This is a genomic window from Bradyrhizobium sp. SHOUNA76, assembly GCF_023006445.1.
Taxonomy (GTDB): Bacteria; Pseudomonadota; Alphaproteobacteria; order Rhizobiales; family Xanthobacteraceae; genus Bradyrhizobium.
Genome location: NZ_JALBHA010000109.1, coordinates 1 through 15,080 on the forward strand (window position 1 = coordinate 1; position 15,080 = coordinate 15,080).

Here is a 15,080-nt window from a genome sequence, read left to right on the forward strand (position 1 = left end):
AGCAGGGCGTCGACAATCTCGGCGGCGCCGTGGAGGCGTATCTGTCCTCGCACTTCCAGGGCTTTCCGAACGGCGTGCCGCCGCCCGGCCTCTATCACCGCATCCTCAAGGAGATCGAGGTGCCGCTGCTCACGGCCGCGCTCGCCGCCACCCGCGGTAACCAGATCCGCGCCGCGGACCTGCTCGGCCTCAACCGCAACACGCTGCGCAAGAAGATCCGGGATCTCGATATCCAGGTCTATCGCAGCGGGGGCTAGACTGCTCGCGACAGACGCTGAACGCGTTTGCGCGGCGGTGGCTCAGCTCCCCCTACCAAAGCGGAGCTGAGCCTGTCCGGATCGCGCTGGCCGTTATGGCCGACGCGGTGAGCAGAAGTCCGACACGGACCAAAATGTTCCGCTGAAAGGGGACAATCTCGTCATTTGCCCGGAGGGGTGCACTGCCGCGCCTATCTCACCAGGCGAGTTGATGTTGGCAGCATGGCCAAGTCAGCTCGTTCCTGCAGACCCGGGCCATTGACCAGCAGGTCGGAGGCCACGATCAGCAGCAGTACAGCCGAAGCCATTATCGCGAGAAAGATCCTGTCCATGCCGGGTCAAGCCCGTATAGCCGGATTCCGTTCCGGCTGATTTGGCATTGCCCTGTGGATGCGCCGTTCCGTCCCATCGCGGGCGCCGCGGAATTGTCGCAATTCGGCAACATTGTGGTACGAATACATCAGTATCCGCCCCGTCGCGGACCCGTTTTCAGCACCACCATTGCCGGAATGACCAGCGCAGATACCTCGGCCGCACACTTTGACACGGCCCCAGCGGAAGAGCCCCGGCGTTGGTCGGTGCGACGCTGGCTGGCGCCCATTGCCGTGGCCCTGGCACTGGGCTCGGCGTTTCTGACCTTCCTGGTCCTGACCGGCCTCACCAAGATCGAGCCGACGCCCGAAGTCGTCCGCTCGTTCTACCTGATCAATGCGGCTACGATCCTGCTGCTGGTCGGCATCATCGTCCGCGAGCTCTGGCAGCTGATCCTGGCGCGGCGGCGGGGCAGGGCGGCGGCGCGCCTCCATGTCCAGATCGTCAGCCTGTTCTCGATCGTGGCGGTGCTGCCGGCGGTGCTGGTCGCCGTCGTCGCCAACGTCACCATCGAGCGCGGCCTCGACCGGTTATTCTCCGGCCCGACCAAGGAGGTGATCCAGAATTCGCTGACGATCGCGCGGGCCTACATGCAGGACCATGCGCAGCTGATCCGTGGCGACATTCTCGGCATGGCCAACGACATCGCGCACGCCCGGCCGCTCTACGACCAGGATCGCCGCTCGTTCCGCGAGATGCTCACCGCCAGCGCCGGCTCGCGCAATCTGCCCGGCGCGATGATCATCGACAAGAACACCAACATCCTGGAATCCGCCGAGACCGGCATGCGGCTCGCTTATTCGCCGCCGGCGCCCGACTTCCTCAGCAACGTCAACGAGAACGAACCCGAGATCGCGGTGCTGCCGGACGCGAGCTACGTTGCCGCGGTGATCCGCCTTCGCGCCTTCAACGACACCTTCCTCTATGTCGCCCGCCCGCTTGATCCCAACGTCGTCAATCAGCTCAAGCAGACCGAGGTCAGCGTCGCCGAATACGCCCAGATCGAGTCCCGCCGCCTCGGCATCCAGGTCGCCTTCGCGCTGATGTTCGCGGTGATCGCGCTGACCATCCTGATGGCCTCGGTGCTGATCGGTCTCAACTTCGCCAACTCGCTGGTCTCGCCGATCCGGCGGCTGATGAATGCGGCCCACACGGTCTCGACCGGCGATCTCCATGTCCAGGTGCCGGTGCACCAGTCGGAAGGCGATCTCGCCCAGCTCGGCGAGACCTTCAACAAGATGACGCAGGAATTGCGCAGCCAGCGCGACGAGCTCGTCAACGCCAGTGACCTCATCGACAGCCGCCGCCGCTTCATCGAGGCCGTGCTGTCCTCGGCGAGCGCCGGCATCATCGGCGTCGATGCCTCCGGCAGCGTCGGCATTTTGAACCGCTCCGCCGAGAAGCTGATCGGGCACGCCGAATCCGAGACGCTCGGCCATCCGCTCTCCGACGTGCTGCCCGAGCTCGACGAGATGATGAAGACGGCGCGGGAAGGGACCCAGCGTCTGGTGCAGGGCCAGATCACGATCACCCGCGACGGGCAGGAACGCAATCTGTCAGTCCGCGTCAGCGCTGAGAAGAACCAGCCGCACGACAGCTACATCATCACGCTCGACGACATCACCGAGCTGGTCTCGGCGCAGCGCACCTCGGCCTGGGGCGACGTGGCGCGCCGCATCGCCCACGAGATCAAGAACCCGCTGACGCCGATCCAGCTCTCCGCTGAGCGCATTCGCCGCAAATTCGGCAAGGACATCACCGAGGCCAAGGACAAGCAGATCTTCGACCAGTGCACCGATACCATCGTGCGCCAGGTCGACGACATCAGGCGCATGGTCGACGAGTTCTCGCGCTTCGCGCGGATGCCGAAGCCGGTGATGGAGGGCGAGGACGTCGCCGACACCGTGCGGCAGGCGGTGTTCCTGATGAAGGTCGCCCATCCCGAGATCGATATCGAGGCCGAGTTCAAGCAGGATCCGCTGCGCGCCCAGTTCGACCGACGGCTGATCTCCCAGGCGGTCACCAACATCGTCAAGAACGCCACCGAGGCGATCGAGCAGGTCCCGCTGGAGGAACTCGGAAAAGGCCGTATCGACGTCGTGGTGTCGCGCGAAGGCGAGGACGTGCTGATCGACGTGGTCGACAACGGCATCGGCCTGCCCAAGGTCGCGCGCTCGCGTCTGCTCGAGCCGTATGTTACCACGCGCGCCAAAGGCACCGGGCTCGGCCTTGCAATCGTCGGGCGCGTGCTGGAAGACCATGGCGGGCGCATCGAGCTGAAGGATGCTTCCGACTTTCGCGCGGGCCAGCGCGGCGCCTGGATGCGGATGCGCTTTGCGATCTCCGGGCAACCTGCGAAGTCCGAGGGAGCCGAGCAGGCCGGCGCTCCTGTCAAGGATCAGGCGCAGGAAACAAAAGAGCCGGCGGCCGAAACCAAAGAGCCCGCTGAAAAGACCAATGATTCAACGAAAATCGAAGCCAAAACAGGCAGCTGACAAGACAGGCGCGAACCCATGGCTAGTGAAATTCTGATTGTCGATGATGAGGCCGATATTCGCGATCTCGTTGCGGGCATTCTCGAGGACGAGGGCTTCGTCACCCGGACCGCGCGCGACAGCGATACGGCACTCGCCGAGATCGCCAACCGCAGGCCGCATCTGGTGTTCCTCGACATCTGGCTGCAGGGCTCCAAGCTCGACGGCTTGCAGCTGCTGGAGCAGGTCAAGAAGGACAATGCCGACCTGCCGGTGGTGATGATCTCCGGCCACGGCAACATCGAGACCGCGGTCGCCGCGATCAAGCGCGGCGCCTACGACTTCATCGAGAAGCCGTTCAAGGCCGATCGCCTGATCCTGGTCGCGACCAGAGCGCTGGAGAACTCACGGCTCAAGCGCGAGGTCAAGGAGCTGAAGCAGCTGGCGCCGAGCGCCAGCCAGCTTGTCGGCCGTTCGCCCAGCATGAACCAGCTGCGCCAGACCATCGAGCGTGCGGCCAAAGCCAACAGCCGCATCCTGATCGTCGGCCCCGCCGGCGCCGGCAAGGAATTGACCGCACGCACGCTGCACACGGCCTCCGGCCGTGCCGACGGTCCCTTCGTCGTCATCAACGCCGCCGCGATCACGCCCGAGCGCATGGAGCACGAGTTGTTCGGCGTGGAACAGTCCAACGGCGAACACGCGCGCAAGCCCGGCGCGCTCGAGGAAGCCCATGGCGGCACGCTGTTCATCGACGAGATCGCGGACATGCCGCGCGAGACCCAGAACAAGATCTTGCGCGTGCTGGTGGAGCAGTCGTTCCAGCGCGTCGGCGGTACCGCCAAGGTGCAGGTCGACGTCCGCATCATCTCATCGACCGCGCGCAATCTCGAAGAGGAGATCGCGGCCGGCCATTTCCGCGAGGATCTCTATCATCGGCTCTCGGTGGTGCCGATCCGCGTGCCCGCGCTGTCGGAACGGCGCGAGGACATCCCGGAATTGATCGACTACTTCATGGAGCAGATTTCGGCCGGCAGCGGCCTGCCCAAGCGGCAGATCGGGCAGGATGCGATGGCGGTGCTGCAATCGCATGTCTGGCCGGGCAATGTGCGCCAGCTCCGCAACAACGTTGAGAGAGTCATGATTCTGGCTGCGGGTGGCCCGGAGGTCATCATCACGGCCGACATGCTGCCGCAGGACGTCGGCTCCATGGTGCCGGCGATGCCGACCAGCAACAACGGCGAGCACATCATGGGCCTGCCGCTGCGTGAGGCGCGCGAAGTCTTCGAGCGCGACTATTTGATTGCACAGATCAGCCGTTTTTCAGGAAATATTTCTCGAACGGCCGAGTTCGTTGGCATGGAACGTTCGGCACTGCACCGGAAGCTGAAGGCGCTCGGTGTCGGCTAGAGCGTTTTCGAGCGAAGTGGATTCCCGGTTCGCGTAAAGAAAACGCTTTAAAACAGGAATCTAGCGCCGCAGGGCTGCGGTTACAGCTCGGGGATGGGTAAGAAAAATCATCGATTTCCGTAGTTTTTCGGGGCAATACGGCGTGCCTTGCCGCGTGAAGCTGCTTGCCTAATAGGTCCACCTGTCCTCTAATTGCACAGCTGTTCCTTCCGAGGGGGATCTCATGAGGAACGGCAACCGGGAGAGGCCTCGAACATCACCAAGAGGGCCGCAACCGGCGCAATAAAAAGAAACTCAAAGCGAGAAAAAAACAATGGCGGCAGACCGCGCACAAAACCTACAGGACACCTTCCTTAATCACGTTCGCAAAACCAAGACGCCACTGACGATCTTTCTGGTCAACGGAGTGAAGCTCCAGGGCATCGTGACCTGGTTCGACAATTTCTGTTTGCTGCTTCGGCGCGACGGTCATTCGCAGCTTGTCTACAAGCACGCGATCTCGACCATCATGCCGGGCGCACCGATTCAGTTGTTCGAAGGCGGCGAGGATCAGCCGGCTTGAGAGTGATCTGATTGGAACCCCGGAATTTCGACGGGGATGCCGACCGTCCGCGGTCGGCTGGGGCTAAGCAGACGGGGCGGGTGCTTGTCATCGGTCCCTACTTGCGAGTGCGCGCGGGCAGTGCCGACGCGCAATCGGAAACTCATGTCTTGCGTGACGCCGAGGCCCGGCTTGATGAAGCCGCGGGCCTTGCGCGCGCGATCGACCTCGTCATTGCCGACGCCATCATCGCGCCGATCAACCAGATCAGGCCCGCGACGTATATCGGCAAGGGCAAGGTCGAGGAGATCGCGGGGCTGATCAAGACCCTCGACGTCGAGCTCGTCGTGATGGATTGCGCGCTGGCGCCGATCCAGCAGCGCAATCTCGAGAAGGAATTGCACGCCAAGGTGCTCGACCGCACCGGACTGATCCTGGAAATCTTCGGCCGCCGCGCCAAGACGCGGGAAGGCTCACTCCAGGTCGAGCTTGCGCATCTCAACTACCAGCGCTCGCGCCTCGTGCGCTCGTGGACCCATCTCGAACGCCAGCGCGGCGGCTTCGGATTCATGGGCGGTCCCGGCGAGACGCAGATCGAGGCCGACCGCCGCCTGATCCAGGAGCGCATCTCCAAGCTCGAGGGCGAGCTGAAGAAGGTGCAGGCGACGCGCCGGCTGCATCGTGCGGGCCGCCAGCGCGTGCCGTATCGCGTCGTCGCGCTGGTCGGCTACACCAATGCCGGCAAGTCGACGCTGTTCAACCGCCTGACGCGCGCCGACGTGCAGGCCGCCGACATGCTGTTCGCCACCCTCGATCCGACGTTGCGTGCGCTGAGCCTGCCGCATGGCGGCAAGGCGATGCTGTCGGACACCGTCGGCTTCATCTCCAACCTGCCGACCCAGCTCGTCGCCGCCTTCCGCGCCACGCTGGAAGAGGTGCTGGAGGCCGACGTCATTCTCCATGTCCGCGACATCTCGCACGAGGACGCCGAAGCGCAGCAGAGCGACGTCGACGCCGTGCTGCGCCAGCTCGGCATCAACCCCGATGACTCAGGCCGCATCATCGAGGTCTGGAACAAGATCGACCGCTACGATTCCGAGCAGCGCGAAGAGCTCTTGAACATCGCCGCGCGCAGGCCCGAGGATCACCCGGCGATGCTGGTCTCGGCCGTATCGGGCGAGGGGGTCGATGCATTGCTCGCGGCGATCGAGGAGCGTCTCGCCGCAAAACGCATCACGCTTGATCTCTCCATCGACGCCGCCGACGGCGCCGGCATCTCCTGGCTGCATCGCAATGCCGAGGTGCTGGCGAAAGAGCTTCACGACGGTCGCTTCGACATGACCGTGCGGGTGGACGAGACCAAGCGGGATATCGTGGTGAACAGGTTCGACGCGGTGCCGCGCCTGTCGGCCTAGGGCCAGTGGCTCAGTAGCCCGGATGGAGCCAAAGCTTAATCCGGGATACTCGCGTTCGGACAGATTGGCTCCGGATTGCGCTGCGCTCCATCCGGGCTACGGCGGGGAGAATCACCTCGACAGGTCGAGGCTCATGAACTGGTTGTGCGGGCTCGCCTGGTAGTCGGCGAACGGCTCGCAGGGGACGAAACCGACGCTGCGGTAGAGCGCGACGGCGGGAGCGTGCAGCGGCGCCGTGCCGGTCTCCAGGTTGAGACGCGCATAGCCTCGCTTGCGAGCTTCGCCGATGATGTGGAGCAGGATAGCGCGACCGACCCCGGTCCCACGCGCGGCCGGCGCGGCGCGCATCGACTTCACTTCGCCGAGTGTCTTATCCAGCTGCTTCAGGGCACCGAAGCCAGCCAGCACATCGCCGTGCCAAACCGTCCAGAACGTCACGGTCGGAGCCGACAGACCGCTCGCATCCAGCGCTTGCGCGTGCTCGCCCATGACGCTGCGGAGTTCTTCCAGATGATGGGTCAGCAGATCGGCGACGTGCGGCGCCTTCGGATCGTCCTGTCTGATTTCCATGGCGCGTCCTTGCATCACGTAGCCGTCTTCGCCGCATTCCACAGTGCGTCCATCTCCGCCAGCGAAGCCTGTTCCAGCGTCCGGCCCTGCGCCTCCAGCGCCCGCTCGATATAGGCAAAGCGCCGCTCGAATTTCGCATTCGTCGCGCGCAAGGCGGCCTCGGGATCGGCATCGACATGGCGGGCGAGGTTGACGAGGGCGAACATCAGGTCGCCGGTCTCTTCGGCGATCTCCAGCTTGTCGTTGCGGTCGAGCGCGGCCTCGATCTCGTCGGCTTCCTCGCGGATCTTTGCCAGCACCGCGCGCGGGTCGTTCCAGTCGAAGCCTACGGTGGAAGCCTTGCGCTGCAGCTCCACGGCGCGCGTCAGCGCGGGCTGGCCGGCCTTCACACCTGACAGCAGCGATTTGTGGGTCGGCGCCTCTTCCAGCGGCCGGCGCGCGGCGCGTTCGGCCTTCTCCTCGGCCTTGATGCGGTCCCAGACTTCCTTGACGTGGGAGGAGGCGAGATTGCCGTCCTTGTCGGCGAAGACATGGGGATGGCGGCGGATCATCTTGCGCGTAATGGCCTCGACGACGTCGCCAAACCCAAAGGCGTTCTGCTCCGAAGCCATCTGGGCGTGGAACACGACCTGGAGCAGGAGGTCGCCGAGCTCCTCACGGAGATCGTCGAGATCGCCGCGGGTGATGGCCTCGACCACCTCGTAGGCCTCCTCGATCGTATAGGGTGCGATGGTCGCGAAATCCTGCTCGAGGTCCCAGGGGCAGCCGGTGACCGGCGTGCGCAGCGCCGCCATGATCTCGATCAGGCGGGAAATGTCGCGGGAAGGGGTCATTGCGGGGGCGTCTCCTGGGTCCGAAACCTTATGCCAAAAGCCGCCGGCCGATCCCAGCGCAAGGAGGCGGAACAGGCCGATTTCCACCGATTGGCGGGCCCCTCGGGCAGTGGTAAAGCGCACGGCATGAGCGACGCACTTTCATCACAAACGGCGCTGGTGCTGTTCTCCGGCGGCCAGGATTCCACCACCTGCCTGGCCTGGGCGCTGAGCCGCTTTGCGCGCGTGGAGACGCTGGGATTCGACTACGGCCAGCGCCACGCCATCGAGCTCGATTGCCGCGAGCGGCTATTCGCCGGCGTGAAAGGCTTGCGCGCCGATTGGGCCGCAAAGCTCGGCGAAAGCCACACGCTGTCGATCCCGACGCTGGCCGACGTGTCCGAGACCGCGCTGACGCGCGACGTCGCGATCGCGATGGGCGCCGACGGCTTGCCCAACACGTTCGTACCCGGCCGCAATCTGGTATTTTTGACCTTCGCCGCGGCGCTGGCGTATCGGCGCGGCATCACGCACATCGTCGGCGGCATGTGCGAGACCGATTATTCCGGCTATCCCGATTGCCGCGACGACACCATCCGCGCCATGGAGGCCGCGCTCTCGCTGGGCATGGCCAGAAAGTTCGAGCTGCATACGCCCTTGATGTGGATCGACAAGGCCGCGACGTGGCAGCTCGCGCAGGATCTCGGCGGCGAGGGGCTGGTCGATCTCATCCGCGAGCACTCCCACACCTGCTACCTCGGGATGCGCGGCGCGCAGCACGATTGGGGCTATGGCTGCGGCGAGTGCCCCGCGTGCAGCCTGCGCGCGAAGGGGTGGCGGGAGTTCGTGGCGGGGAGGTAGCTCGTCTCTCTCCGCCGTCATTGCGAGGAGCTCTTGCGACGAAGCAATCCAGACTGCCGCCGCGGTGAGAGTCTGGATTGCTTCGCTGCGCTCGCAATGACGGTGTCGAGAGAGTAGCGCGCTCTCGTGCCCCGGACGCAGCGCAGCGCTGCTTCATCGGTGCGCTGCAGAGCCGGGGCCCATACTTCCGTAAGGTATCATGTTTGCCGTCTGGGTCCCGGCTCTGCGCCGCAACGCTCGCGCGTTGCAGCTTTGTCCGGGACACGAGTGCAGCGCCAGCTAGCCAAAATCCTCCGGCTTAAGCTCAATCGGCTTGCCATGCGGTGTGCGGTCCGCGGCGTGGTCCCAGGCATCGCGGTAGCGGTGCAGCGTCTCCAGCGACGCGACGCCCTTGCGTGCGACCAATCCTTCGAGTGTGGCCAGCCAGTGCAGATAGTAGGTTTCGCCCGTGTCGGGGTCGCCGGCGGCCTGCGCGCGCTTGATCTCGGAGGCGAGGCTAGCGGCCCATTCGGGCCAGGTGAACACGCCGCGCTCGTGCAGCGTCAACGCCATTGCGAAGGCATGCGCCTCCCAGGGCGCGCGGAACACCGGGCCGTCATCATCGCGCGGAATGCTCGGGATCGCCGCTGTCGCGGCGGCAGCGGCGCTACCGCTCATCACGCCGGATCCAGATAGGGCTCGAAGGCGTCAATCGAGACCTTCAGCGTGGCATCGCCATCCTCGCCCCAGAGATCACGGCCTTCGAACACGACGGTGTAGAGCCATTGAGGATTTTCGCCGAGCTCCATCGCTGCGGAATCCGGAAACACATGGCAGCCGTGGTTCAGCTCGACGACACCGACATGGCCGCGCACATAGCGCGGCAGCCTGGTGTGCGTGGCCGGATGAATGTTCCTGGCGCGTACACGATCGCCGATGCTGAATTTCGCGGGCGCGGGGGCAGGCCGAGCAAACTTGCCGCGCACCATCACGCGCTCGACGTTCGCGAGATCGAACTTGCCGTGCTTGAGCGTCTTTGCGGGCTGCATCGCATGGCCGGCGGCAACCTCGTCCCTCGTGAGGTAGCCCTTCTCGATCAGCATCTCCTCGAGCCCGAGAAACCATTTCTTGTAATAGGAGCTCGACAGATACACGTGCGGCGGCAGCGTTTCGCGATAAAAGCGCGAGGTGTCGATGTTGAAGGCGCCGGCCGCGCCCATCGCGCGCACCATCGCGAGCACGCGGGATTCCCATTCCTCGTGGAACATCGGCTCGTTCGGCTCGGGCTCGACCTTGCCGAACCCGTCCATGCCGCCCATGTCGTGCACGCCGTTCACGAGGGCGCTCCGGGTGTCCTGGGAAAGCCGGTCCCGATCATGGAGTCGCGGGTGACGAGCTCGGCTAGCTGCTCCTCGCTCCAGCCTTCGGTGCCTTCGGGGCGCATCGGCAGCACCAGGAAGCGCGTCTCTGCCGTCGAGTCCCAGACCCGGATCTCCATGTCCTTCGGCAGGGTGACGTCGAAATCGGCGAGCACGCCGCGCGGGTCCTTCACGGCACGGGACCGGTAGGGCGCAGCCTTGTACCAGACCGGCGGCAGTCCGAGCATTTCCCAGGGGTAGCAGGAGCACAGCGTGCACACGACCATGTTGTGCCGCTGCGGCGTGTTCTCGACCACGACGAGATGGTCGCCGACCCGGCTGACATGGCCGAGCGTGCCGATGGCTTTGGAGCCATCCTCCAGCAGCGCCTGCCTGAAGGCGGGATCGGTCCACGCCTTGGCGACGACGCGCGCGCCGTTGTGCGGGCCGATCTTGGTCTCATAGGCCTGGATGATGGCATCGAGGGCGGCGGGCTCGACATAGCCTTTTTCGGTCAGGATCGTCTCGAGCGCGCGCACGCGCAGCTCGGTCTCCGACAATTCGGAATGATCGTGGTCGTGATGATGCTCGCTCATGGCGCGAAGATAGTCCCAGAATCCGGGCCTTGTCGAGGCGAAGACTCTGCTAACATCCAGCCATGGGCAGGGCTGCACGAACCGCAATAACCGCCGCGATCGCGGCTCTTTCCGCGGTGGCGGCGCATGATGCGCGCGCCGCGAATGGCGCCTATGCGGTCGATGCCGCCGATATCTCCGAGGTCGGCTCCTGCAAGGTGGAAAGCTGGATGTCAACGGCGTCCAACACGGATTTTCTGGCGGTCGCCAATCCCTCTTGCGTCGTCGATCCCTTTAGGCCGATCGAGTTGAGCATGCAGACCGTCCGCGCCAGAAGCGATGGCGACTGGAGCGCGACGGTCGCTCCGAAAGCCAAGACAAATTTCATCCCTACGGGGGTGGGGCGATGGGGATTGTCGGCCTATGGTGGTGGCTCATTCGACGTGGCGACCGGCGAGGGGCTGTCCGCCTTCGCGGTCATCCCGGCGACCTTCCGCCTGTCCGAGACCATGCGCCTCAACGTCAATGGGGGCTGGCTGTGGGATCGTACCGTCGATCGCCACTACCTGACCTATGGCATCGGCTTTGACTGGAAGTTCACCGACACGTTGCAGTGGACGATCGAGGCGTATGGCCAGGCCGGCTCGTCCGAGATCGCGAGCGTCGTGCAGCCGCGGTTGCAGACAGGTGTCCGCTACCGGCCGAACGAGATATTTTCCGTCGACGTGATCTACGGCCGCAACATCAGCGGCGAGAACGCCAACTGGATCACGATCGGGACCACGATCAGGTTTCCGGTCAAGGGCAGCGAGCCGGAGCACCAGCGCACCGGGCATTTGTGATGCACCCAAGACCATGAACGGGGAGGTCGCGTTGACGGACTACGTGAAGATCGAAAAGGGCCTCGGGCCCGAGGGACGGATCGCGGTGGTGCGTTTCGACCGCGGCGACGGCATCAACGCGCTGTCGCCGGAGGCGCTGCGCCAGCTCACCGCGGCGGCGCGCAGCTTCGAGGATGATGCTGCGACCTCCGTCGTCGTGCTGACCGGCAGCGCGAGCGCATTCAGCGCCGGTTTCGACCTGAAGGACGCCGAGGGACGCGCTCGCAAGGACATGGATCTCGGCACGCTGCGGCGTCACCTCAAGCTCGGGCCACGCCTCACCCAGGCCTGGCACGAGATGGAGCAGATCACGATCGCGGCGATCGAGGGCTTTTGCGTCGGCGGCGGCGTGGCCCTGGCCGTTGCGCTCGACTTCCGTGTCATGGGGAGCAACGCCCATCTGCGTGTGCCCGAAATCGGGCTCGGCATGAACATGAGCTGGCAGAGCATCCCGCGCATGCTGCATCTGATCGGGCCCGCCCGCACCAAGCAGGCGGTGATCCTGGCCGATCAGCGCATCTCTGCGGAGGAAGCCTATGAATGGGGTCTGGTGGAGCACGTCGTCGATCCCGGCCATGCGTTCGATGCCGCCATGGATCTCGCCCGGAAGGTCGCCGTGCAGCCGCCGCTCTCGGTGGCGATGACGAAACTCACCGTCAACCGGCTCGCGCATGCGCTTGACGATCTCGCCAGCCACATGGACGTCGACCAGTTCGCGCTCGCTGGCTTCAGCGAGGATCACAAGGAGGGCGTCGATGCGTTCCTGGCCCGCCGCAAGCCGCGCTTCAAGGGGCGGTAGAAACCGACGTCAGACCATTGATCGCATCGCGGACAATCCGTATACGCCGCGCAGGGACAAAAGCAGCCCGGACAACGGGCGCACGATGTGACGGAAATCGAGGGGAGGGCTCATGGCCACTGGTTCACAGGCGCCTGAAGCAAAAGGGTTTCGCTGGAAGCTGATCGCACCGCTCGTGGTGTGGCTGGCCATCTATCTGTGGCCGGTGCCCTCAGGGCTCAACGTCAATCAGTGGCACTATTTCGCCGTGTTCGCGGCCGTCATCACCGGGCTCATCCTGGAATCGATGCCGGTTGGCGCGGTCGGATTCATCGGCCTGACGGTCGCGGGCGTCGCTGGCTATATCGATCCCGATCCGACCAAGTCGCTGCGCTGGATGCTGGCAGGCTTTGCCGAGAGCACGGTCTGGTTGATCGTCGGCGCCTTCGTGTTCTCGATCGGCTATCGCAAGAGCCAGCTCGGCCGGCGCATTGCCCTGGTGCTGGTGCAGCGGCTCGGCCGCAACACGCTCGGCCTCGGCTATGCCGTGGCGATGTCGGACTTCCTGCTCGCGCCGGCGACGCCGTCGAACACCGCCCGCAGCGGCGGCATCGTCTATCCCATCATCAGCAACATTCCGCGCATCTACGGCTCCGAGCCGGGGCCGACCGCCGGCAGGATCGGCACCTATGTGATGTGGACGGCGTTTGCCGCGACCGCCGTCACCAGCTCGCTGTTCTTCACGGCGCTTGCGCCCAACGCGGCGGCGCTGGCGATCGCCAAGAAGACGGTCGGGGTCGAGGTCAGCTGGGGCCAGTGGTTTCTCGGCTTCGCGCCGCTCGGCATACTCCTGATGGTGCTCGTGCCGCTGCTCAGCTACGCGATGTGCCGCCCCGAGGTGAAACGCAGCCCGGAGATCTCCGAATGGGCGGCGAAGGAACTCGCCGAGATGGGCCCGATGTCGCGCAACGAGTGGATCATGCTCGGGCTGATCGTGCTCGCAATGTTCCTGTGGATCGCGGGCTCGAGCCCGGACATTCATGTGCCCGTCCTCGGCTCGAACTTCGTCAACGCGACCACCGTCGTGTTCATCGTGATCTCGCTGATGCTGGTGACCGGCGTGATCGAGTTTGCCGACATCGTCAGCGAGAAGAGCGCGTGGGAGGTGTTTTTCTATTTCACCTCGCTGCTGACGCTGGCCTCCGGCCTCAACGAGATCGGTTTCATCAAATGGTTCGCGACCGAATACGCAAAGCCGCTCGCCGGGCTGTCGCCGTCGACCGCGATGCTGCTGCTGGTCGCGCTGTTCTTCTGGATCCACTATTTCTTCTCGAGCATCACCTCGCATGCCGCCGCCGTCCTGCCGGTCGTGCTCGCGGTCGGATCGGGCATCCCCGGCCTGCCCGTCACGACACTCGCCATGCTCTGCATGTACTCGCTCGGCCTGATGGGCGTGATCTCGCCTTACGCGACCGGACCGGCGCCGATGTATTTCGGCAGCGGCTATATCGGAAAGGGCCAGTTCTGGGGCTTTGGCCTGATCTTCGGGCTGCTCTATTTTGCCGGGCTGCTGCTGATCGTGCTGCCCTGGCTACAGATGCGATGAGCCCGGCGGGAGGCTCATACCCCGGCGAAGAAATTTTCTTCTCCGGGGAGGGTTTGGGGAATCTTCGTCCACCTCCTCGCAAATATCTGACATTGCAACAAAGACTGGAAAAGGCGATGATGTATGCTGCGGTGCAGCGCGCGCCCCTTTGAGGTGTTTGCTGCTGTTCCACCCTCCAGTCGCTGATGCGACCCGGCTCTCGTTTGCCTTTTCGGGTGGGCGAGGGAACTATGATGCATGAAGGCCGTCTCCATGAACGCTCATCAATCGCTCGCCGTCGGACATCCGATAGCGCCGCCTGAAGCGATTGCTCCTGCCGCAGCTGAGCCGGACGCGATGGTCCGTTTCGCCGGCATCTCGAAGACCTATCCGGCCTATCGCGGCAAGCCCGGCGTCAACGCGCTGCAAGACATCGACTTCACCATCCCGCGCGGTTCCATCACCGGCGTGATCGGTCGCTCCGGCGCCGGCAAGTCGAGCCTGGTGCGCCTGATCAACGGGCTGGAGAAGCCGACCACGGGTCGCGTGATCGTGGACGGCCGCGATATCTCGGCACTGGCGGGCCGTGAGCTGCGTCTGGCGCAGCGCTCGATCGGCATGATCTTCCAGCATTTCAATCTGCTGTCGTCGCGCACCGCGGCCGACAACATTGCGCTGCCGCTCGAGATCGCCGGCTGGGCCAAGGCCGATATCAAGGCCCGCGTCACTGATCTGCTCGCCCTCGTCGGCATCGCCGACAAGCACGACCGTTATCCGTCCGAGCTCTCCGGCGGCCAGAAGCAGCGCGTCGGCATCGCCCGCGCGCTGGCGACGCGGCCAAGCGTGCTCTTGTCGGACGAGGCGACCTCCGCACTCGATCCGCAGACCACGCGCGCGATCCTCGATCTGCTGGCGAACATCAACCGCGAGCTCGGGGTGACCATCGTGCTGATCACCCACGAAATGTCCGTGGTGCGCCAGCTTGCCAAGGAAGTCGTGGTGCTCGATGCCGGCCATGTCGTCGAGAGCGGCCATGTCGCCGACATCTTCACGCACCCGAAGCATCCGATCACGCAATCCTTCCTGGCCGAGGTCATCGGCGATAGCTTGCCCGTCTCGCTGGCGAGCCGGATCGTGGCGGCGCCGTCGGCCGGCGGGCAGGCCGTAATTCGTCTCCAGGTGCGCGGGGCAGGGGCCGGCGACACCCTGGTC

The 15,080-nt window shown here is 64.8% G+C and carries 15 protein-coding genes; 10 read left to right on the forward strand and 5 right to left on the reverse strand.

The window, feature by feature from the left end; translation table 11 throughout:
* The 5 genes from MOV74_RS14870 to hflX all read left to right on the forward strand — a co-directional run.
* Positions 1-257, forward strand: a 257-nt coding sequence (locus tag MOV74_RS14870; RefSeq protein ID WP_309486806.1) for a helix-turn-helix domain-containing protein, incomplete at its 5' end; no start/stop codon positions are given.
* Positions 258-766: 509 nt separating this feature from the next.
* Entirely contained in the window at positions 767-3,124 is a 2,358-nt protein-coding gene (locus MOV74_RS14875) for a PAS domain-containing sensor histidine kinase (protein ID WP_246923271.1), read from the forward strand.
* 18 nt (positions 3,125-3,142) lie between these two features.
* Positions 3,143-4,513, forward strand: a complete 1,371-nt coding sequence (locus MOV74_RS14880) for a sigma-54 dependent transcriptional regulator (RefSeq protein ID WP_246923276.1) — start codon at positions 3,143-3,145, stop codon at positions 4,511-4,513.
* Between the two features lie 313 nt (positions 4,514-4,826).
* Positions 4,827-5,075 carry an RNA chaperone Hfq gene (gene hfq, locus MOV74_RS14885; protein ID WP_007591126.1) on the forward strand — a complete coding sequence of 83 codons (249 nt, stop codon included), beginning with the start codon at positions 4,827-4,829 and terminating at the stop codon, positions 5,073-5,075.
* A gap of 11 nt (positions 5,076-5,086) precedes the next feature.
* On the forward strand, positions 5,087-6,469 hold the full coding sequence (hflX, locus tag MOV74_RS14890) for a GTPase HflX (RefSeq protein ID WP_246923279.1): 1,383 nt from the start codon (positions 5,087-5,089) through the stop codon (positions 6,467-6,469).
* Between the two features lie 111 nt (positions 6,470-6,580).
* Here hflX and MOV74_RS14895 read toward each other — a convergent pair whose 3' ends face one another.
* Both MOV74_RS14895 and mazG read right to left on the reverse strand, forming a co-directional pair.
* Positions 6,581-7,039 (reverse strand): GNAT family N-acetyltransferase, encoded by a 459-nt coding sequence (locus MOV74_RS14895; protein WP_246923284.1) that lies wholly within the window; start codon positions 7,037-7,039, stop codon positions 6,581-6,583.
* A 14-nt stretch (positions 7,040-7,053) separates the two neighbouring features.
* The gene (gene mazG, locus MOV74_RS14900) at positions 7,054-7,872 is read right to left on the reverse strand and encodes a nucleoside triphosphate pyrophosphohydrolase (RefSeq protein WP_246923288.1); all 819 of its coding nucleotides are present in this window, start codon (positions 7,870-7,872) and stop codon (positions 7,054-7,056) included.
* A gap of 126 nt (positions 7,873-7,998) precedes the next feature.
* On the opposite strand from mazG, the gene queC reads away from it, so the two are divergent.
* Positions 7,999-8,712, forward strand: coding sequence for a 7-cyano-7-deazaguanine synthase QueC (gene queC, locus MOV74_RS14905; protein WP_246923292.1), 714 nt, complete (start codon positions 7,999-8,001; stop codon positions 8,710-8,712).
* A gap of 279 nt (positions 8,713-8,991) precedes the next feature.
* Here the strand turns inward: queC and MOV74_RS14910 are convergent, their stop codons facing one another.
* From MOV74_RS14910 to nthA, 3 genes are read right to left on the reverse strand one after another with little or no spacing between them, the layout of a single operon-like run.
* Complete coding sequence (locus MOV74_RS14910; RefSeq protein ID WP_246923296.1) at positions 8,992-9,369, reverse strand: nitrile hydratase accessory protein; 378 nt, start codon at positions 9,367-9,369, stop codon at positions 8,992-8,994.
* A complete protein-coding gene (gene nthB, locus MOV74_RS14915; RefSeq protein ID WP_246923299.1) occupies positions 9,369-10,028 on the reverse strand; it encodes a nitrile hydratase subunit beta in 660 nt (219 codons plus the stop codon). Before nthB ends, MOV74_RS14910 begins: the two co-directional genes overlap by 1 nt.
* On the reverse strand, positions 10,025-10,645 hold the full coding sequence (nthA, locus tag MOV74_RS14920) for a nitrile hydratase subunit alpha (protein WP_246923302.1): 621 nt from the start codon (positions 10,643-10,645) through the stop codon (positions 10,025-10,027). The genes nthB and nthA overlap by 4 nt, the downstream gene beginning before the upstream one ends.
* Positions 10,646-10,707: 62 nt before the next feature.
* On the opposite strand from nthA, the gene MOV74_RS14925 reads away from it, so the two are divergent.
* From MOV74_RS14925 to MOV74_RS14940, 4 genes are all read left to right on the forward strand, one after another.
* A complete protein-coding gene (locus tag MOV74_RS14925; RefSeq protein WP_249797515.1) occupies positions 10,708-11,466 on the forward strand; it encodes a hypothetical protein in 759 nt (252 codons plus the stop codon).
* Positions 11,467-11,497: 31 nt separating this feature from the next.
* On the forward strand, positions 11,498-12,304 hold the full coding sequence (locus MOV74_RS14930) for an enoyl-CoA hydratase/isomerase family protein (protein ID WP_246923310.1): 807 nt from the start codon (positions 11,498-11,500) through the stop codon (positions 12,302-12,304).
* 112 nt (positions 12,305-12,416) lie between these two features.
* Positions 12,417-13,889 carry a DASS family sodium-coupled anion symporter gene (locus MOV74_RS14935; protein ID WP_246923313.1) on the forward strand — a complete coding sequence of 491 codons (1,473 nt, stop codon included), beginning with the start codon at positions 12,417-12,419 and terminating at the stop codon, positions 13,887-13,889.
* Positions 13,890-14,126: 237 nt separating this feature from the next.
* A partial coding sequence (locus tag MOV74_RS14940) for an ATP-binding cassette domain-containing protein (protein WP_246923318.1) occupies positions 14,127-15,080 on the forward strand: 954 nt, incomplete at its 3' end.